At 44.3% G+C, this 19993-nt stretch carries 22 protein-coding genes; 15 read left to right on the top strand and 7 right to left on the bottom strand.

From position 1 onward, the window contains the following. From rsmS to dinG, 3 genes are all read right to left on the bottom strand, one after another. Entirely contained in the window at window positions 1-162 is a 162-nt protein-coding gene (gene rsmS, locus VNE01S_RS10550) for a pleiotropic regulatory protein RsmS (RefSeq protein ID WP_053393889.1), read from the bottom strand. Next, window positions 163-711, bottom strand: a complete 549-nt coding sequence (locus tag VNE01S_RS10545; protein ID WP_053393890.1) for a primosomal replication protein — start codon at window positions 709-711, stop codon at window positions 163-165. Window positions 712-782: 71 nt separating this feature from the next. Next, window positions 783-2858, bottom strand: a complete 2076-nt coding sequence (gene dinG / locus VNE01S_RS10540; protein WP_053393891.1) for an ATP-dependent DNA helicase DinG — start codon at window positions 2856-2858, stop codon at window positions 783-785. A gap of 513 nt (window positions 2859-3371) precedes the next feature. Here dinG and VNE01S_RS10535 point away from each other — a divergent pair. Together VNE01S_RS10535 and VNE01S_RS10530 are read left to right on the top strand one after the other, a co-directional pair. Continuing rightward, the gene (locus VNE01S_RS10535; RefSeq protein WP_053393892.1) at window positions 3372-4373 is read left to right on the top strand and encodes a porin; all 1002 of its coding nucleotides are present in this window, start codon (window positions 3372-3374) and stop codon (window positions 4371-4373) included. A 71-nt stretch (window positions 4374-4444) separates the two neighbouring features. Next, window positions 4445-5038 carry a DUF2057 family protein gene (locus VNE01S_RS10530; RefSeq protein ID WP_053393893.1) on the top strand — a complete coding sequence of 198 codons (594 nt, stop codon included), beginning with the start codon at window positions 4445-4447 and terminating at the stop codon, window positions 5036-5038. Window positions 5039-5105: 67 nt separating this feature from the next. Here the strand turns inward: VNE01S_RS10530 and bioA are convergent, their stop codons facing one another. Further along, entirely contained in the window at window positions 5106-6389 is a 1284-nt protein-coding gene (gene bioA / locus VNE01S_RS10525) for an adenosylmethionine--8-amino-7-oxononanoate transaminase (RefSeq protein WP_053393894.1), read from the bottom strand. A 136-nt stretch (window positions 6390-6525) separates the two neighbouring features. Between bioA and bioB the strand changes: the two genes are divergently transcribed. The 4 genes from bioB to bioD are packed head-to-tail and all read left to right on the top strand — an operon-like array spanning window position 6526 to window position 10193. Further along, window positions 6526-7578: a biotin synthase BioB gene (gene bioB / locus VNE01S_RS10520; protein ID WP_053393895.1), complete on the top strand. Its 1053-nt coding sequence runs from the start codon at window positions 6526-6528 to the stop codon at window positions 7576-7578. After that, window positions 7550-8710, top strand: a complete 1161-nt coding sequence (bioF, locus tag VNE01S_RS10515) for an 8-amino-7-oxononanoate synthase (protein ID WP_174522334.1) — start codon at window positions 7550-7552, stop codon at window positions 8708-8710. The genes bioB and bioF overlap by 29 nt, the downstream gene beginning before the upstream one ends. After that, window positions 8710-9513 carry a malonyl-ACP O-methyltransferase BioC gene (bioC, locus tag VNE01S_RS10510; protein WP_053393897.1) on the top strand — a complete coding sequence of 268 codons (804 nt, stop codon included), beginning with the start codon at window positions 8710-8712 and terminating at the stop codon, window positions 9511-9513. The genes bioF and bioC overlap by 1 nt, the downstream gene beginning before the upstream one ends. Further along, entirely contained in the window at window positions 9510-10193 is a 684-nt protein-coding gene (gene bioD / locus VNE01S_RS10505; protein ID WP_053393898.1) for a dethiobiotin synthase, read from the top strand. The genes bioC and bioD overlap by 4 nt, the downstream gene beginning before the upstream one ends. Before the next feature lie 59 nt (window positions 10194-10252). Here the strand turns inward: bioD and VNE01S_RS19455 are convergent, their stop codons facing one another. Next, window positions 10253-10414, bottom strand: coding sequence for a hypothetical protein (locus VNE01S_RS19455; protein ID WP_169773935.1), 162 nt, complete (start codon window positions 10412-10414; stop codon window positions 10253-10255). 320 nt (window positions 10415-10734) lie between these two features. Between VNE01S_RS19455 and htpX the strand changes: the two genes are divergently transcribed. From htpX to VNE01S_RS10460, 9 genes are all read left to right on the top strand, one after another. Beyond that, window positions 10735-11595: a protease HtpX gene (gene htpX / locus VNE01S_RS10500; RefSeq protein WP_053393899.1), complete on the top strand. Its 861-nt coding sequence runs from the start codon at window positions 10735-10737 to the stop codon at window positions 11593-11595. A gap of 177 nt (window positions 11596-11772) precedes the next feature. Continuing rightward, window positions 11773-12192, top strand: a complete 420-nt coding sequence (locus tag VNE01S_RS10495) for a nuclear transport factor 2 family protein (RefSeq protein ID WP_053393900.1) — start codon at window positions 11773-11775, stop codon at window positions 12190-12192. Further along, on the top strand, window positions 12189-12914 hold the full coding sequence (locus VNE01S_RS10490; protein WP_053393901.1) for an SDR family oxidoreductase: 726 nt from the start codon (window positions 12189-12191) through the stop codon (window positions 12912-12914). The genes VNE01S_RS10495 and VNE01S_RS10490 overlap by 4 nt, the downstream gene beginning before the upstream one ends. A gap of 12 nt (window positions 12915-12926) precedes the next feature. Further along, complete coding sequence (locus VNE01S_RS10485) at window positions 12927-14204, top strand: NAD(P)/FAD-dependent oxidoreductase (protein ID WP_053393902.1); 1278 nt, start codon at window positions 12927-12929, stop codon at window positions 14202-14204. Beyond that, window positions 14204-14998, top strand: a complete 795-nt coding sequence (locus VNE01S_RS10480) for a DUF1365 domain-containing protein (RefSeq protein ID WP_053393903.1) — start codon at window positions 14204-14206, stop codon at window positions 14996-14998. The genes VNE01S_RS10485 and VNE01S_RS10480 overlap by 1 nt, the downstream gene beginning before the upstream one ends. Continuing rightward, on the top strand, window positions 14998-16242 hold the full coding sequence (locus tag VNE01S_RS10475) for an SAM-dependent methyltransferase (protein WP_053393904.1): 1245 nt from the start codon (window positions 14998-15000) through the stop codon (window positions 16240-16242). Before VNE01S_RS10480 ends, VNE01S_RS10475 begins: the two co-directional genes overlap by 1 nt. A 1-nt stretch (window position 16243) precedes the next feature. After that, window positions 16244-16756: a DUF2878 domain-containing protein gene (locus VNE01S_RS10470; RefSeq protein ID WP_053393905.1), complete on the top strand. Its 513-nt coding sequence runs from the start codon at window positions 16244-16246 to the stop codon at window positions 16754-16756. Continuing rightward, window positions 16725-17279 carry a chalcone isomerase family protein gene (locus tag VNE01S_RS10465; RefSeq protein ID WP_053393906.1) on the top strand — a complete coding sequence of 185 codons (555 nt, stop codon included), beginning with the start codon at window positions 16725-16727 and terminating at the stop codon, window positions 17277-17279. Before VNE01S_RS10470 ends, VNE01S_RS10465 begins: the two co-directional genes overlap by 32 nt. Further along, window positions 17276-17803 (top strand): DUF3833 domain-containing protein, encoded by a 528-nt coding sequence (locus tag VNE01S_RS10460; protein ID WP_053393907.1) that lies wholly within the window; start codon window positions 17276-17278, stop codon window positions 17801-17803. Before VNE01S_RS10465 ends, VNE01S_RS10460 begins: the two co-directional genes overlap by 4 nt. 51 nt (window positions 17804-17854) lie before the next feature. Here VNE01S_RS10460 and purB read toward each other — a convergent pair whose 3' ends face one another. Beyond that, complete coding sequence (gene purB, locus VNE01S_RS10455) at window positions 17855-19225, bottom strand: adenylosuccinate lyase (protein ID WP_053393908.1); 1371 nt, start codon at window positions 19223-19225, stop codon at window positions 17855-17857. A 150-nt stretch (window positions 19226-19375) separates the two neighbouring features. Beyond that, on the bottom strand, window positions 19376-19993 hold the full coding sequence (hflD, locus tag VNE01S_RS10450) for a high frequency lysogenization protein HflD (RefSeq protein ID WP_053393909.1): 618 nt from the start codon (window positions 19991-19993) through the stop codon (window positions 19376-19378).

The following is a 19993-nucleotide window of genomic DNA, read 5'->3' as shown; positions in this document are numbered from 1 at the left end:
TTAGTTTGTCTCCAGTTTTCGTTCTAAATCTGACTTTACAATATTGATGGCTTTTAGGGCGACTTGAGGATCTACTTCGTTACTTTCTAACAAATAGATAAGATCGACCGCGAGTTTGATTTCATCTGGCGCGTGTTCTAGATCTGATTGAGCTGATGACATTTACTGATTTCTCTCTCGGTACGTAATTTGTTTTTCAATTTTTAGCTTGGATTCTTGGCAGCGCTTTAAACGTTGCTCTGTGGCAAGCAGTGCTTGCTGAGCGGCTTGCTGTTGAAAAGGGGGGGCGTATTGTAAAGCGAGTTCTTTATCTCGAACCATTTCCATTAGACGTCGCTCCCAATCTTGATGCTGAGAAAGTTGCTGGTACAGTTCATTTATTGGCTTTTGGTAATAGCTTTTATGTTTAGGCTCGCTTTTGCGAATCTTGGTGGTGGCTAACTCACGTTGAATCGCGCTGATTTGTGAGAATAAACGTTCTGTCAGATATTCCGCGCGCAACGCGGTGAGTTTTCCCGCGTCTTCTTCTCGAACCAAGCTATCTAGTGTGCTTTGAGTCTCTTTCACACAGGGAACAAGCAGTTTAGATTTTCCATGGAACAACCGCTCGTCGAACAAAGGTAGGTGGTTTTCACCTCTTTGTCGGTCTAAAGCTGCGGCTTGATTAGCCAATTGTTCTAGTGTGCCGGACAACTCTTTAATACGACTCATAGCCTATACACCGTTCAAAATAAGTAGGGGCGCCCCGAGGCTCAATAGTTCAAGGCGCACTTGGAGTAAGTTTAGTATTCGATCACCCGCTTAAATGGCGGCAAAGAATCAAGCAAAGACTTGCCGTATCGTTTCGTAACAATACGGCGATCAAGGATGATAACTTTACCAGAGTCACGTTCTTTTCGCAGTAAACGGCCTACTGATTGGATCAGCTTCTTACTCGCTTCAGGAACCACGATTTGCATGAACGGATTCCCCCCTTTGCTTTCTATATATTCAGCATGTGCACGTTCAACTGGAGAAGTCGGGACTCCGAATGGGATTTTGGTAATAATCAGGTTCTCAAGCAGTTCACCAGGTAAATCTAAACCTTCCGAAAAGCTACCGGTGCCAAACAAGATGCTGGTTTTTTGGCACTGAACTAAGGTTTTATGTTTTTTTAGTATTTCTGACCTTGATTCTTGCCCTTGAACTTGCAGTGCCCAGCCTCTTTTTACGAAATCTGTTGATAGAGATTCCGCAACCTGATTCATCTGCCAGTATGAAGAAAACAAAACCAAGTTGGCTTTTTTGTCTTCAATTAAGTTCGGCAAAATATCGGTTAAATACTCGGTATATTGCGGTGCTTGTGGTTCGTACTTCATTTTAGGTACGGCGAGTTCAGCTTGGTTTTGGTAATCAAAAGGCGATGCCAATGCCAGAAAGCGCACTCCATCATCAGGCTTTTCACTAATGCCTGCTTGGCGACAGAAAAAACTAAACGAATTGAGTGCTCTGATCGTGGCTGACACCAACACAGCACCGATACAACGGCTCCATATTTGCTGATCCAGTTGCCAGCCAACCTCTAACGGTGACACATTAACAACAAAGTCGCCTTCGCGATCTGGGCTAACTTCTAGCCACCTGGCCAGTGGTGCACCTTTCTCTCGTGTTGGCTCTGCCATTAGGCTCCAAACTTGGGCTAGGTTGTCCATTCTTTGAATATAAAAGCCAAGTTCAGCAAGTGCAGGCTCAGCGAGTCGATTAGCTAGTTCACCATCTTTGACTCGTTCTGCAATTAAATCCGCAATTTTCGCGACCGCTTGTGCGCCTTTCTGCGACAGTTTTTTCAGTTCCTTAGATTCTTCTTCGAGCCAGGTGGGCAGCTCACCATTTTCAAATCGATAAATTTTGTCTTCAAAGTGTGCAGGGTCAAATCGAGTCGAGAGTTGCGTCAATGATGGAATCAGCTGTTGCACCGAGTCTTGTAGCTCATTTCTAAATCTGTTGACGCGCTTTTCATCCGCCATATTGGCAAATTTAGTGACGGATTGATTCAACCTTTCTAGCCAGCTAGCGGCTCCCTTTAAGCTTGCTGCCGCAGAAGAGTGGTCACGTGCAACTTGGGGTAGGTGGTGCGCTTCATCAAAGACATAAATCGTGTTTTCAGGTTCTGGAAGAATCACGCCACCGCCCAAATCAGCATCTGCCATCACAAGACTGTGGTTTGCGATAATGACGTCAGCTTTATCCATCTCTGAACGCGCTTTTTGAAAAGGGCAATGGCGATGAACGGGCATACTGCTATTGCAGCTGTGTTTATCGCTGACGATCAACTGCCATATTTCATCTTTTATCGGCTTAGGCCATGAGTCTCTATCACCATCCCATTTGTTTTCAGCAAGCTTCTTATACATGAGCTCAAGCTGTTCTATGTCTTTCTTTTTGGGTTTACTTTCAAACATAGCGAGCTGGCCGCCATCCGCGCCTGAGGCTGAAGCCAGTTTCTCAGCGCAGCAATAGCGCTGGCGACCTTTCGCCAGAAGGATAGAGAATTCGCGATCAGTGATACGTCTATATAGAGGCAAATCTTTGTTCATCAGCTGCTCTTGAAGAGCGACAGTGGCAGTTGAAATGACCACTTTGCGATTATTGAATAGTGCGACTGGGATCGCAGCCATCAAATAGGAAAGTGATTTACCGATGCCAGTCCCCGCTTCTGCAACGATCATACGGGTGGACTTGTGATATTCGCCGCAAAGCGTTTTTGCGATTTCTGCAACTAGATAATTTTGTGCTCGACGCGGTACAAAGTTATCTAGCTGAGATTGAAGATTTTGATAGCTTGAGCGGATGCTGCTCTGGATTTTACTCGCTGTCATACTGTGATCTCAATAACGGGGCGGGGATGATAGCACAGTTTACGAAAAGCTACTTAGTTCACGAATTAGCCCCTTTGATTGACAAATGTGGATCTTGTTCACAAAAAAAAACTGAACCATCAGGAACTTAGAATAATTTCTAAATGTAAAAAATATAGAACTCCAACTGGTGCGGTGTTTTGGTTTTAAATTCTAACTTTTATATTTTTTATGTTGTTTATTAGAGTTAAATTCTAAGGTGGTAACTTTCAGAAGGTGGGTGATGGTGACGCAACTTTGTACTACCTCGCTCGCAAAACAACCTATTTTTTGTGTAAGGTGATGAAATTAAAGGTTTTTATTTTTTTTTATTAAGTTTTTTTTATCCATTTGACAGGCAGGGGAATCTTTTGCAATCTAGACCGCGAAATTAGTGGCGATGATATTTGGCCAACAAGAGCCAGAATCATCATCAAAAAACATAAAGGGAACCGGATAAGGAATTCCCCGTTTAAGAAAAGGCAGTGGATTATTATGAAAAAGACTCTAGTAGCTCTTTCAGTACTTGCAGCGGCATCAGCAAGCGCAAGCAACCTATACCAAAACGAAGACACTTCTGTAAAAGTGTCTGGTGAAGTAGACGCAATCGTCACGCAACTTGAGTACAAAAACGGCGGCACTAAAGTTGTAGACAACGACCCACAAATCAAAGCTTGGGCTAACGTTCAATTTGACATCGACCACAAAGTTTCTGACACAGTAACTGCATTCGGTTCTTTTGAAGTAGAAGCTGATAACGGTGATACTGTTAAAGTGGATGATGCTAAAGTTGGTTTCAAAGGTGATTTTGGTAAAGTTTCTTTCGGCGAAACAGGCTCTTCTTACAGCGTTCTTGAGAAAGGTCAGCTAACTAATGAAGGTGCGGACATTGATACAATTAACGATGGCACTGAATCTGCAGGCCACGGTGTTCGTTACGAAATCACAGTTGCTGAGTCGCTAGCACTTTCTGCAGATCTACAAACTCAAAGTGACAAAGACACAGACAACGATTGGGCTGTTTCTGCAGATTACTCAATCGCTGACTTCACTATTGGTGCTGCTTACCTACAAGCCGATGAAAAAGGTGTTAACTTCGATCGCAATGCGTACGGTGTTTCTGCAGCATACGATGCGGACGGTGTATACGTAGCGGCTACTTTCACTGAGTACCAAGGTCAAGGCGCAGTTGATATCCGTGGTGGTGATGATTACGCTCAACTTCCACAGCATGACGGCAACACTATGTCTCTAGCTGGTGCTTACTCTTGGGATGCATACAAAGTGTACGCAGCTTACCAAGTACTATCTGCTGATGAAACAACTGGCGGTGCTAACGTAGATGCAGACCTAACTAACTGGTACATCGGTACAGAATACCAAGTTATGGGTAACCTTACTGCATTTGTTGAGTACAACGCTGCTGAACTAGACAGTTCTGATCTTGGTGACAAAGATGCAGACTTTGTAGCTGCAGGCCTATACCTAACGTTCTAACCGACGTTTAGATATTGCATAATACGAACCAGCGCTTCGGCGCTGGTTTTATTTTATTCATAGGTGACAAAATGAAGTATTTAGGTTTTTTGCTATTAATTTTCGCTGGAGGAGTACACGCAGCCTCTCTTTCTCTCGAGCGTGGCTTCGACATTCATACTATCAATGGTCAAAAAGTTAAAAGTGGTCAAGATAGCTACAAGCTTATTGAAGGCTCCAATCAGCTTGTATTGTCTTTTGATGGTCAGTTGTCCGATGGCCCTAAAACTCAGCACCTAGACACTAAGCCTTATGTAGTGGTTATTGATGTTAATAACGCAAGTAACGTACAGCTGAATACGATCAGTGGTAAGTTTAAAGTGGTTAACAAAGCCATTGAAAAGAATAGATCTTGGTTTACGTTAACGGATAACGGTACTGCGTTAGCATATACACCAGAGGTGTTGCCAGCCACTTCAAATTACTTTCCCTACGCTAACATTCCTGAACTTGTAACAGAGTACAACCGAGATAAAAAAATCTATTTCGCTGATGGTGAAATGAGAGATATCCAAGAGCTTAGTCAAACAGAAGATTCAATCGTATTTAAGCTCCAGGCTTTGTACTTGGAAGCAACTGCAGAGCAGAAAAAAGAATTTCGCAAGTGGATTGTGGACTACGACTAATATGTACTAATAGTCTTTGTGAATATATTTTTGTTTATTGGGGCCATCTAAGGCCCCGATTCAAATCTTATTGCTGATGGAAGCATTCCGGCATTTTCAGCGCTTTTTCCACTGCATCTACGAGCTTTTCAATATGTGCTTGCTCGCTGATAAACGGTGGCATCATATAGATCAACTTACCAAACGGGCGAATCCACACGCCATGTTCAACGAAATGAGCCTGGATCTTTTCCATATTGACAGGTTTGCTCGTTTCTATCACACCAATAGCGCCCAGCCAGCGTACATCTTCAACTAACTCATAACGTTCTAGTTTGGGTAACAATTCTGCAAATGCGTGTTCTATTTGTTCTGTTTGCTGTTTCCAAGCGCCAGTTTCTAGGATCGTCATACTTGCATCGGCTACTGCACAAGCCAGTGGATTACCCATAAACGTTGGGCCATGCATAAAACACCCGGCTTCCCCGCCACATACGGTATCCGCGACATTTTTTGATGCTAATGTTGCTGATAGAGTCATATAGCCGCCCGTCAGTGCTTTACCTACACACAGAATATCTGGCTGGATGTTAGCATGTTCACAAGCGAACATTTTTCCGGTTCGGCCAAAACCCGTCGCGATTTCATCCAAAATCAGAAGTACGCCGTACTTATCACAGAGTTCTCGAACTCCTTTTAAGAAGTTCGGGTGATAAATCCGCATTCCCCCTGCACCTTGAACGATGGGTTCTAAAATGACGGCAGCTATTTCATGGTGATGTTGTTCGATTTTGGTTTCGAAGTCAGCTAAGTCTGTTTCATCCCAATCATCCCAAAATCCTGTTTGGGGTGATTGAGCGAAGATGTGCTCAGGTAGAAAGCCTTTATACAGAGAATGCATGGAATTATCAGGGTCAGTGACCGACATGGCAGCGAAGGTATCGCCATGATAACCATCGCGTAAGGTTAAAAATTTAGAGCGGGCTTCTCCTTTAGCATGCCAGTATTGCAATGCCATTTTAAGGCTAACTTCAACTGCGACAGAGCCGGAGTCAGCTAAGAATACATGCTCCAAATTCTCCGGAGCCAGCGTTAGAAGCTTTTTACAAAGGTTAATCGCTGGTTCGTGAGTGATCCCGCCAAACATGACGTGAGAGACTTGGTCAATTTGATTGTGGGCAGCGGCGTTTAAATCAGGGTGATTATAGCCATGTATTGCTGACCACCAAGAGGACATCCCATCAACCAGTTTTTCACCGCTCTCAAGCTCTATAAGAACGCCCTTTGCAGAGACAACAGGGTAGCAGGTCAGAGGTGTGAGAGTCGAAGTATAAGGATGCCATATATGACGGCGGTCGAACGCAAGATCCATGTGTAATTCCCAAAGAGATTAAGATTAAAAAATATACAGATGTAAACTTTGTTGTTTTTAAGTTGTTGACAGTGTGCATACTGTCAGTAGACTAGCCAGAAATCAATCTAATAACGATCATTAAAAAGGAATGCACGTGGAAGTACGTCACAACTGGACCGTTGCAGAAGTTCGTGAGCTAATGGAAAAGCCATTTATGGACTTACTATTTGAAGCGCAAACCGTCCACCGCCAATATCAACAGCACAACCATGTACAGGTAAGCACGCTGCTTTCGATTAAAACCGGAGCTTGCCCTGAAGATTGCAAATACTGTCCACAAAGCGCTCGTTACCAGACTGATGTAGAAAAAGAACGCTTAATGGAAGTGGAACGCGTTTTAGATGCAGCGCAGAAAGCGAAAAATGCAGGTTCAACTCGCTTCTGTATGGGAGCGGCGTGGAAAAATCCAAAAGAGCGTGACATGCCTCATCTAACGCAAATGATCAAAGGCGTGAAAGATATGGGATTAGAGACCTGCATGACGCTGGGTATGTTAACTCCGGAGCAAGCTAATGAGCTTTCAGATGCTGGCTTGGACTACTACAACCACAACTTAGATACTTCCCCTGAGTTTTACGGCAACATTATTACGACTCGTACATATCAAGACCGCCTTGATACGCTTTCTCATGTACGTGATGCCGGTATGAAAATCTGCTCGGGTGGGATTATTGGTATGGGAGAAAGCACTAACGACCGTGCAGGCCTTTTTGTCGAGCTAGCAAACCTACCAACCCACCCAGAAAGTGTGCCGATCAACATGCTGGTCAAAGTGAAAGGGACACCACTGGAAGAAGTCGAAGATGTGGAGCCGTTTGACTTTATTCGTCTCATCGCGATCGCCCGTATTATGATGCCAAAATCAGCAGTGCGCCTTTCTGCTGGTCGTGAAAATATGAACGAGCAAATGCAAGCACTTTGCTTTATGGCGGGCGCGAACTCCATTTTCTACGGATGTAAACTGCTGACGACACCAAACCCATCAGAAGATAAAGATATGCTGTTGTTCAACAAGTTGGGCATCAACAGCCATGAAATTTCACAAAAACCAGATGAAATTGAAGAAAATGATCTGCTGGATCGTGTTGTAGAGCGCGTTGCAGCCCGTCCAACCAAAGATGATCTTTTCTACGATGCCAGTGTTTAAAGCACGCATACAAAACGCCCTTGATGCAAGACGGCAGCAAGGGCTAACCCGAAAGGTGCAAACAATAGATGGCGGAAACCAGCATGCCTTTGCCCGCCATGAAAACCGCTATATTAACTTCTCAAGCAATGACTACCTTGGGCTAGCCCACGACAAAGAGCTGTCAAGAGCATGGCAAAAAGGTATTGATTTATATGGTAATGGCAGTGGGGCTTCACCACTTGTCACAGGGTTTAGTTCAGCTCATAAAAACCTAGAAGCTGCACTGTGTGAGTGGCTGGGTTTTCGCCGCGCGATACTGTTTAGTTCGGGCTTTTCCGCTAACCAAGCGCTAGTGTTTAGCCTGTTAGAAAAGGGTGATTTGCTTCTTCAAGATAAGCTCAATCATGCATCTTTAATGGAAGCCGGATTGTTGTCGCCTGCGACAATGAAACGCTTTTTACACAACGATCCTCGTTCTCTGCAAAAACTACTCACCCAAGATGCGTTGGTGGTGACCGAAGGTGTGTTCAGTATGGATGGCGATCTTTCGCCTCTGGCAGCATTACGTGAAGTGACAAAAGATCGCGCCTGGCTTGTTGTCGATGATGCTCACGGTATTGGCGTGCTCGGTAAGCAAGGTCAAGGAAGCTGCGAACGCGCTGATATTAAGCCTGATATCTTAGTGGTCACGTTCGGAAAAGCCTTTGGGTTATCGGGTGCCGCGATTTTGTGTAATGAAGAGGTAGGAGACTATCTCACTCAATTCGCAAGGCATCATGTTTATTCTACGGCTATCCCCCCCTCCCAAGCTTACGCATTAACTTATGCTACTCGAATGATTCAAGAGCAGCACTGGAGACGTGAAAAGCTCGCAGAACTTCAGCAGACTTATAAAGAATGTTTTTCTTCATTTGACGGGTATGTAGAAACAGAGACGCCAATCAAGCCTCTTATTGTCGGCGAGGCATCACTTGCCATCGAGCTGGCAGATCAAATAAAAAGTCACGGACACTGGCTAACGGCAATACGTCCTCCCACGGTACCCAATGGCACAGCGAGATTGCGCATTACATTGACGGCAAATCATACCTCGGAGAACGTAATGCAATTGGCGGACAGTTTTGAAGCAGCATTGGATAGGGTAGGCTAATGGAACAAGCATTGCAGTCTGTATTCAATTCACTACCAGATAAATCAGCCATTGCGGAAGCATTTGGTAAAGCAGCAAAAACATACGATGCTCATGCTGCATTTCAGCGTGATGTTGGCCATAGGTTATTAGATAGTCTTTCAGACGATTTAAGTGGAAAAACGGTATTAGATCTCGGCTGTGGAACCGGCTATTTTTCGCAGCAATTGCTCCAACGAGGAGCCAAGGTTATCTGCTTGGATCTATCATACGACATGTTAGATGCCGCCCGTCAGCGTTGTGGCGATTGCAATGTTGAATATCAGCAAGGCGACGCAGAATGCTTGCCGTTGGACGATAACTCCGTTGATATCGTGTTTTCGAGCTTAGCTCTGCAGTGGTGTGAGGACCTATCGGTACCATTGAAAGAAATGCGTAGAGTGCTAAAACCAGATGGATTGATGTGTTTTTCGACCTTACTCGACGGCTCTCTTCACGAGTTAAAGCAGGCATGGATTAAAGTTGACTCATATCAACACGTGAATGACTTTATCAGCCTCAATCAGGTAAAAATTGCGTTAGCGCAATCTGAATGTGCAAAGCATAGTCTAGACTTGCCCACCATTACAGTCTGGTACGATACCGCTTTTTCATTGATGCGAGATTTAAAAGGCATCGGTGCGAATCATGTAAGCGGACGCGCTCAGGGCTTAACAAGTCGCAAGGCACTTATACAAGTCGAGCAAGCCTACCAGGAATTCAAAAACCACAATGGTCTTCTTCCTGCAACATATCAGGTTTGTTTAGGGGTTATACATCTATGATTAATGCTTTTTTTATTGCTGGTACGGATACCGATGTTGGAAAAACAGTTGCATCTAAAGCGATTCTAAACGCTTTGGCGGCGAAAGGGTTAAAAACAATTGGCTATAAGCCAGTGGCTGCGGGTAGTGAGAAGACGGAAGACGGGTTCAGAAACTCGGATGCGCTTCACTTGCTGAGAGTATCAACGGTCGAAGTTGCTTATGAGGATATCAACCCGTATGCATTGGAATTACCCGCTTCGCCTCATATTGCTGCGAAAAGAGAAAACGTAACAATAGAGTACCCAGTGCTAAGCGAAAAACTTGCTCAGCATAAACAAGATGCCGATGTTGTTTTGGTTGAAGGTGCGGGAGGATGGCGCGTGCCGGTGTCTGACTCTGAGTGCTTATCGAGTTGGGTGCAGCAAGAAAAGCTCCCAGTTGTGCTTGTCGTTGGCATTAAACTCGGCTGTTTAAGCCATGCCATGCTGACGCTTGACGCAATTAAAGCTGACGGCTTAGAAGTGGTAGGTTGGGTAGCAAATAGAATCAACCCGGGCACAGAGCACTACGCGGATATTATCTCGATGTTAGAAGATAAGATGAATGTACCTAAGCTGGGTGAAATTCCGTATGTTCCAAGTGTTAAACGCCAGGACCTTGCTAAGTACATCAATGTAGACCCGTTACTTGGTGTATAGATAATAGAAAACGATTAGGGCAGCCATATGGCTGCCCTAAAATATTCTAGAAAATAAAATCACTTCTCAGCTGACATGAATGCGTGTTGCATCTCCATGACATGATTTTGAACGTGCTCTTCAGGAGAGATTCCAAGCTGCTTCATTGCTTCTTCTTCTGACAGCCCTAGATGACAACATAGTAAATCAATAGCCATTTGATAGTTGCTAGTTTCAACCATGACATGTTCCCTCTGTTCACATGGATGTTTCTTGAATGCCTAAAATCTAGCACGAATCAGTGAAGGCACAATAAGACCAAAGTCTAATCCAAAGTACTTGTTACTCTAATTCACTGATATTCAGTCAGCTTTTAATATAAATTTTTTACCTGATAGAAAGCGAGCCCAAGAAAACAAATGTTTCAATTTGTCGCTTAACCTTGTAAAGAAAAGAGATAGACTATATCTAGGTAATGAAAAATCGGGCGTGTTGGCCCAAGCTGTCTACTCAAGTAAGGTATATGGCACATAATAATAAGCTTCCGTTTGGAGAGAAATAAATGAAGCGAGTAATGTTGTTCCTGGCAACCAACCTAGCCGTTGTGCTGGTGCTAAGTGTTGTTCTCAATATTGTTTATGCTGTAACGGGGATGCAGCCAGGGAGTTTGTCTGGTCTGCTAATCATGGCGGCGGTGTTTGGTTTTGGTGGTGCTTTCATTTCACTACTTATGTCGAAGGGAATGGCGTTACGTTCGGTCGGCGGTATGGTGATCGAAAGCCCACGTAATGAGACAGAACACTGGCTACTAGAAACAGTGCGTCGTCAATCTGAGCAAGTGGGCATTGGTATGCCGACAGTTGCTATTTATGACTCAGCAGATATCAATGCTTTTGCTACAGGCGCGAAACGTGATGATTCGTTGGTTGCGGTGTCTACTGGCCTATTGCATAACATGACGCGTGACGAAGCTGAAGCGGTACTTGCGCATGAAGTCAGCCATATCTCGAATGGTGACATGGTGACAATGACGCTGATGCAAGGTGTCGTGAATACTTTTGTTATCTTCTTATCTCGTTTTATTGCGAACCTAGTGTCCTCAAACGATGAAGAGGAAGGTGGCAGCAATATGATGGTTTACTTCGGTGTATCAATCGTTCTTGAGCTTGTGTTTGGTTTCTTAGCAAGTTTTATCACCATGTGGTACAGCCGTCATCGCGAATTTCATGCTGATGCTGGCGCGGCTCAATTGGTCGGTAAGCAGAAAATGATCGCAGCGCTAGAGCGCTTGAAGGTTAGCCACGAATCTCAACTTGAGGGCTCAATGATGGCGTTCGGCATCAATGGTAAACGTTCAATGACCGAGCTTTTAATGAGCCACCCTCCGCTAGATAAGCGTATTAACGCTTTGCGTAACTCATAACACTCATTTCTAATTTAAAGGCTTGGTAATCACCAAGCCTTTTTGATCGACCTTCCGACACTTTTTATACGCCCACTAATAATCTTTTACAAATATTAAAGTTGTACAACTTTGTCTAATGATCTATCTTAACTTTAATTGTACAAAAAAATTCCGTGTACAATATTGGAGAGTGAAATGGACATCAAATCAGTTGGCGATATATACCAACAACTTTCTAAAGCAAATCTACATACGCTTGAAGATGTGTATCACCCAGATGTGGTGTTTGAAGACTCAGCGCATCGGATAGAAGGGTGGCAAGCGCTCAAGCACTACTTTGAGACGCTCTACACCAACGTACACACCTGTCAGTTTGACATCAAAGAGTATCAGCAAGTTGATGATACTGGTTTTCTCACTTGGCTTATGACTCTCGAGCATCCCAAGCTGCGAAATGGTACACCAGTCCATGTCCACGGTGTTAGCCACCTCAAAATGCAAGAGGGCAAAGTGATTTATCACAGAGATTACTTCGACCTCGGGGAAATGCTCTATGAACATTTGCCTGTGCTGGGGGTGGTGATCAAAGGTATCAAACGGAGGCTAGGATCATGAACAGTGTACTGATTACGGGGGCCACATCGGGTATCGGACTCCAACTCGCAAGAGATTATGCACAAGATGGTTGGGACGTGATTGCATGTGGTCGCAATTCAGATGTGCTTACTCAACTAGAGCAAGAGTTTTCACAGATCTCTGGACTGAAGTTTGATCTTACGGATCTGCAGGACTCAAAAGAAGCCGTCTCACAGCTACCTTATCAACCTCACTTATGGATTTTTAATGCAGGGGATTGTGAGTACATCGATGAGGGCGTAATGGACGCAGAATTGGTAAAGCGGGTGTTCAACGTGAATGTGGTGGGCTTAGCGAACGCCATTGAAGCGTGCCAAACGCATTTCATTCCCGGTCACCGGATCGCAATTGTCGGTTCGATCGCCAGCGAACTTGCTCTCCCTAGAGCAGAGGCGTACGGGGCCTCAAAAGCCGCTGTAGGCTATCTTGCTCGAACCTTGCAACTGGATCTTAAAAGTAAACGCATCGATGTTTCGGTGATTTATCCAGGCTTTGTCAAAACACCGCTGACCGATAAGAACACGTTTGATATGCCAATGGTGATCCCTGTAGAGCAGGCCTCACGTGAGATTAGAGACGGGTTAAGCAAAGGCCGTGCTCATATCTACTTTCCGAAAAGATTCACTTCAATTATCCGTTTGATAGGCGCGCTGCCCTATCGTTGGCAGACCTTAATTACTGCCAAGCTGATATCAAATTAATGGGAGTACACAATGAAAATAGCAATTATCGGGACAGGAATATCCGGGCTGACATGTGCTTACCACTTAAACAAAAAGCACGATATCACGCTCTTTGAAGCCAACGACTATGTGGGTGGGCACACTGCCACTGTTACTGTTGACGTGAAAGGTAAGTCTTACAACGTTGATACTGGTTTTATCGTTTACAACGATCGCACTTATCCTAATTTCATTGAATTGATGGATCAGGTTGGGGTGAAAGGCCGGCCAACTCAGATGAGCTTTAGTGTGCGTAATGATTCAAATGGGCTTGAATATAATGGTCATACGTTAGCGACTCTATTTGCACAGCGAAAAAATTGGGTTAATCCGCGTTTTTACTCATTTATTTTTGAAATACTTCGTTTCAACAGGAAAGTGAAGAAAATTGTTGAAAAAGGCGGAGCGGATGAGCGCACGCTAGGCGGCTTTCTTTCAGATGAAAAGTTCAGCGACTATTTCTGTGAGAATTACATCCTACCTATGGGAGCCGCGATTTGGTCTTCCACTTTGGCAGACATGCGTTCATTTCCATTGAGCTTTTTTGCCCGCTTCTTTTTAAATCACGGGCTACTTGATGTCACTAATCGACCTCAATGGTACGTGATTGAAGGGGGCTCAAAGTTGTACATAGAGCCATTGACTCGTGATTTTTCCGACAAAATTAAGCTCTCAACGCCTGTCGAAAGTGTTTGGCGCGATCAGCTTGGTGTTAACTTACTTGTTGAAGGAAAGGTGCAACATTTTGATCAGGTGATTTTTGCTTGCCATAGTGACCAAGCATTGGCCTTGATGAGAGATATCAACGAGGTCGAGAAAGACATACTGTCAGGGCTGCAGTATCAAGCCAATGAAGTGGTTCTCCATACGGATGAGTCTTTGCTACCTGTAGAGAAAGCAGCATGGGCATCATGGAATTATTGGCTTAGCGGCGAGGGGGACGAAACTCAGCCTCCGATGCTGACATACAATATGAACATTTTGCAGCATATAAAGGCACCCGTCACATTCTGTGTCTCGCTAAACAGTTCTTCCAATATCGACCCAGACAAGGTTTTACGCACCTTTACTTATCATCACCCTGTTTTTTCTAAGCAATCTATAGCGTCACAAGCAAGGCGAGGTGAAATTAATGGCCTTAACCAGACTTGGTACTGCGGGGCTTATTGGTACAACGGATTTCACGAAGATGGCGTTAAGAGTGCACTAGATGTAGTACGCGCTATTGAAGAAGGGAGTGTACCTGTAGAGCAACAAGGGGCAGCCTGATGAGTGATGAACTTAAGAGTGCTTTGCTGATTGGTGATATAAGGCACCGGCGATTCACGCCAGTAAGACATGCACTCAAATATACCTTGTTTATGCCTTGTATCGATCTGGATGAATTAGAACAACTGCAATCTAACCTTTGGTGCTTTGGTACCAGGTGGTGGCACTGGGCGCGTTTTAAACGGGCAGATTACCTAGGAGAAGGTGATCTTAAACAGGCTGTACTCGATAAGGTTTGCGATCTCACTGGAGAACGAATTACTGGTACGGTAAAAGCGGTTATCCACTTGCGTTATTTGGGTATCTATTTTAGCCCGGTCAATTTTTATTACGTCTATGATTTGGACGGCACATGGAAATATCTACTGGCGGAGGTGAGTAATACGCCGTGGAATGAACGCCATTATTATGCCATTCCGGCCTCTGATAACACGCAGAACAAAAGCGCTTGGTCGCACCCTAAGGCTTTCCATGTATCACCGTTTAATCCAATAGAGCAGCAATATGTTTGGAAGCTGAAACCATTAGCTAAGCGTCTGTTTATACATCTTGAATGCCATAGAGAGCAAAAAGAATTCGACGCTACGTTAATGATGAATAAGCACCCACTTACATCTCAGGCATTGTTAACGCAGCTAATTTATGTCCCAGTAATGGCAATAAAGGTGACGACAGGTATTTATTGGCACGCCTTAAAGCTTTGGCTCAAAGGCGCCCCTTTTTACTCTCACCCGAAGTACCAACAAGAGACTCAAGACAAGCAAAAATCAAAAGATGTCAAGGAGCAAAGATAATGATTAACTCTCACGCTATACCTTACCCACAGCAGTTGTCGACAGGGCAAAAAACGGCGCGCAGTCTTGTCTTTACCTTGCTCGGGAAACTGGACTCTGGCTCACTAACGGTTGTTGAATCTTTTTCTGCCAATGAACCAAAGCAGCAAACTGTATTTGGTCATTCACAAAATAGCCATATAGCAGCGGTTATCGAAGTTAAGAACCCGGCCTTTTACTCACGAGTGTTAGCAGGTGGCAGTATTGCTGCAGCAGAGGCTTACATGGATGGCTGGTGGGATAGCCCTGATCTTACAGCTGTGATGGAATTAATGGCGATCAACTCTTCAACTCTCGATAACCTAGAAGGCAAATCGAGCATTTTCACTAAGCTGTCACATCGTATTGCTCATTGGTTAAACCGAAATACGCTAGAAAATTCCGCGAAAAATATTGAAGCACATTACGATCTTAGTAATGAGCTCTATGCAACGTTTCTTGATGAAAAGATGCTCTATTCGTCGGCTTTGTATTCAGACTCAAAAGACACGTTAGAGCAAGCTCAAGAAAATAAAATGGCGCGTTTGTGTGAGCAGTTAAAGTTAACAGAACAAGATCATGTGATTGAAATTGGTACTGGTTGGGGGGCGATGGCCATCTACATGGCAGAGCGCTATGGATGCCAAGTGACGACGACAACGATTTCTGAAGAGCAATATCAATTTGCGCTGAAAAAGATAGAAGAGAAAGGTTTAACAAACCGCATTACTTTACTGAAAGAAGACTATCGGAATTTGACGGGGACTTACGACAAATTAGTGTCGATAGAGATGATTGAAGCGGTGGGTAAAGAGTACCTCAACTCCTACATTCAAAAATGTCAGTCTTTGTTGAAACCTAGAGGACTAATGGTAATACAGGCCATTACTATCGCCGATCAAAGGTATGACTATTACAGCAATAACGTTGATTTTATTCAGAAGTATATCTTCCCTGGGGGATTTCTCCCGTCAATTACAGCATTGACGCAAGCGGCAACACAGAATAGTGATTTAGTACTCAGAGACTTATTTGACATCGGAGAAGACTATGCAAAAACCTTGAATGACTGGCGGGTAAGGTTTGATCTAGCCGAACCTATGGTTCGTCGATTGGGGTTCGATACACGATTTATTCGCATGTGGAACTACTACTTTTGCTACTGTGAAGGCGGGTTTAAAGCAAAAAGTATCAGTACCGTTCATATGACTTTTCAGCGTGCTTGATATGAATACCAAACGATTTGTCGCCTATTCCGTCTGGTTCCAATGTATTTGGTTTGCAGCAGTTATAGGTAACCAGCAGCTGCAATGGCTGACCGTCGTATTGGCTTGCTGTACGGTGCTGGTTAGCTTAAAGGTAGATCCCGTTAAGCTACAGCATATTGTCGGTCTGGCGATTTTAGGTATGTTGTTCGATTTGGCTAATATGTACTTTGGATTGTTCAAATTTGACTCAATCGGCATTCCCGTCTGGCTAGCTGCACTGTGGTTTGCATTTGTTTGGTATGCCTATTTTTTAGCGCAAAAGTTTTATTACTTGCCGCTGTGGGGAGTTTCACTGCTAGGAGGCGTTGGTGGCACATTAAGTTATACCGCGGGTGAAAAGCTGGGTGTCGTTGAGTTTCCCAATGGGATGCTTGCAACCAGCGTGATTGTGTTTGTTGAATGGATGCTCATTTTCCTAATCATATGGAGGGTTTATCAATATGAATCTTCGAAAAATCGCCTTAGCCTTTAGTGTGTTCGGCTGCACTATGTACGTTGATGTCACTTCGGCGTTAGGCGTGGATGAACGAGAAAACTGGAAAAGTTGGCAACCTGTTGGCCAAGCTCAGTTGAAAGTGCTGTTTTTTGATATTTACCAATCTACTCTTTTATCACCAGATGGGTTATATCGTCGGAGCGAAGATATAACGCCGCATCCGCTGGCTTTATCGATCCATTACCAACGGGATATTAGCCAAAAGCAACTGATAGACGCCACTGATGAGCAGTGGGAAATACTGGGCTATTCAGCGTCTGACCGATCGGCTTGGATTCGACAGCTAGAAAGCATCTTCCCAGATATAGAGCAAGGGCAGAAGCTGGCTTATGTGACAGACGGTAAAGTAGGGCATTTTTACTACGACCGCTATGGGCAGTTTGTTCCTATTGGGGCTGTGGACAATGAAACCCTAAATGATGCTTTTCTCGCTATTTGGCTCTCTCCTGAAACACAGTACCCGAACTTACGACGTCGATTAATAGGGGAAAAACAATGAAAAAGTTACTGACAACAATGCTGATGCTTTGTTTATTGCCTTTAGCTGGGTGTTCCAGCGACCTAAAAGATTATCAGTCGAGCTCACCTGATTTCGATTTGTTTGAATACTTCGATGGTGAAATACAAGCTTGGGGAATGATACAAGATTACTCAGGCAAACAAACTCGGCGGTTTGAAGTTTTGATTGTCGGAAGCATTAAGGATAATACGCTGACACTTAAGGAAGACTTCGTATTTGATGATGGAGAGCTAGATCAACGTGTGTGGGAGATCACCCGTTTGAGTGACAACCGCTACCAAGGTATGGCGGATGACATTATCGGTGTGGCGCAAGGTAGAGAAGTGGGTAATGCACTGCAATGGCAATATGACTTTGAACTGCAATTGGAAGACTCGACCATTGTCGTGACGTTCGACGACTGGCTCTATCGCCAAGACGACAAACACGTCTTCAACTTAACTAAAATTAAGAAGTTTGGTATTGAAGTAGGGCAGATTACTCTGTTTTTCCAAAAACAATAAAAAAGGCCGATGTGATACATCGGCCTTTCATTAAATCAAATTCACTCAAACTTACAGTTTGTCAGTTAGCTCGATTGCTTGACCTATGTAGTTTGCAGGTGTCATCTCTTTTAGACGTGCTTTTTCGTGCTCAGGAAGCTCTAGGCCGTCGATGAAGTTACGCATTGCTTCGCCGTCTACACGCTTACCACGAGTGAGCTCTTTTAGCTTCTCGTATGGCTTTTCAATACCGTAACGACGCATAACCGTTTGTACTGGTTCTGCAAGTACTTCCCAGTTTTGGTCTAGTTCTTTCAGTAGTGCTTCATGGTTTACTTCTAACTTGCTGATACCTTTAAGTGTTGAAGTGTACGCGATCACTGCGTAGCCAACACCTACACCTAGGTTACGTAGAACCGTTGAGTCAGTCAGGTCACGCTGCCAGCGAGAAATAGGCAGTTTTTGCGCTAGGTGGCCAAATACTGCGTTTGCCAGACCTAGGTTACCTTCCGAGTTCTCAAAGTCGATTGGGTTAACTTTGTGTGGCATGGTTGAAGAGCCGATTTCGCCAGCAATTGTTTTTTGCTTGAAGTGACCAAGAGCGATGTAGCCCCAAATGTCACGGTCAAAGTCAATAAGGATGGTGTTGAAACGTGCAACTGCGTCGAATAGCTCAGCGATGTAATCGTGTGGTTCGATCTGAGTTGTGTACGGGTTCCACGTCACGCCTAGAGATTCCGTTACAAATTCTTCGCTGAATTTGTGCCAGTCTAGTTCTGGGTACGCAGATAGGTGTGCGTTGTAGTTACCCACTGCGCCGTTGATTTTCGCTAGGATTTCAACGTTTTCAATCTGCTTGTATTGACGTTCCATACGGTACGCTACGTTCGCCATTTCTTTACCCATGGTTGATGGAGAAGCAGGCTGGCCGTGTGTACGAGATAGAAGTGGAATATCGCGGTATTCAACAGCAAGTGCTTTGATCGCGTCAATTAGGTTACGAATTTCTGGAAGAATCACTTGTTCACGTGCTTCTTTTAGCATTAACGCGTGAGAAGTGTTGTTGATGTCTTCAGAAGTACATGCAAAGTGAATGAACTCGTTTACCGCGTGAAGCTCTGGAACACCTGCTACTTTTTCTTTCAGGAAGTACTCAACCGCTTTTACATCGTGGTTAGTGGTACGTTCAATCTCTTTGATGCGAAGCGCATCTTCTTCACTGAAGTTAGCTGCTAGCTCATCTAGGAACTGGTTTGCTTCTGCACTGAATGCTGGTACTTCTTTGATCGCGTCTGTCGCTGCTAGCTTTTGAAGCCAACGGATTTCAACGATAGAGCGGTACTTTAGTAGGCCAAACTCGCTAAAGATGCTGCGTAGTGCAATTGTTTTACTTCCGTAACGGCCGTCTACTGGTGAAACAGCAGTCAATGCTGACAGTTCCATGGTGTTCTCCTGAATTGAGTTTCTAAATTTCGTGAGCTTTATACCAATAACGCTGGCAATTGTCACGAATATTGCGCAAACGTTTGCGCGAAATTTATTTTGGACTAAAGAAATCAGCTCGCGACTTAGCGCGAGCTGATAATAATACGATTACATTCTAGCTAACAGGATTTGTGCCTGTTCTACCATTTTCTTGCGGCCGAAGATTAAGTGGCGACGTTTACCACCAACCTGACGCCATAACACAGCGCTACGAATGCCAGATAACAGCAGGGCGCGCACTTTATGCTGGTTGCTGGTCTGTTGAAGCACAGACGGAGTTCCGGTCACTTGAATACGTGGCCCCACTGGGCTGATAACATCCAGATAAACGCTGGCAACATTGCTGATCATTTGATCGTCTAACAATTCATAATGGTCAAGCTGGCGCTCTAGCATCTGAATACGGTCGCTGAGTTGAGACATCGCATCGTTGCGAGAGCTAAGCTTACGTTCAAGCGCCATCAAGCTGATGATGTAGCGAGTAATTTCGCTACCAGTTGGCGTGCTATCAATCCCTTTTACCAAGCATTCTAACCCAAGTTTCAGGTCGGACTCACGGCCATATACACTGACAGTATTGCTTGGGTTAGTATTCATAATCGCTTTAAGAGATGTCTCAAACGCGTCTGAGTCACAGTAACCGTTTTTCGCAACCTGTTGAACTAAAGCTACAGCTTGGCAAATGCCTGCAAATGCGATTGTGCGGTCGTAAAGTGCGTTAGCCAC

This window comes from Vibrio nereis NBRC 15637 (assembly GCF_001591105.1).
Taxonomy (GTDB): domain Bacteria; phylum Pseudomonadota; class Gammaproteobacteria; order Enterobacterales; family Vibrionaceae; genus Vibrio; species Vibrio nereis.
Note: the sequence above shows the minus strand (reverse complement) of the source record. Positions and strands in the feature narration are given on the sequence as shown.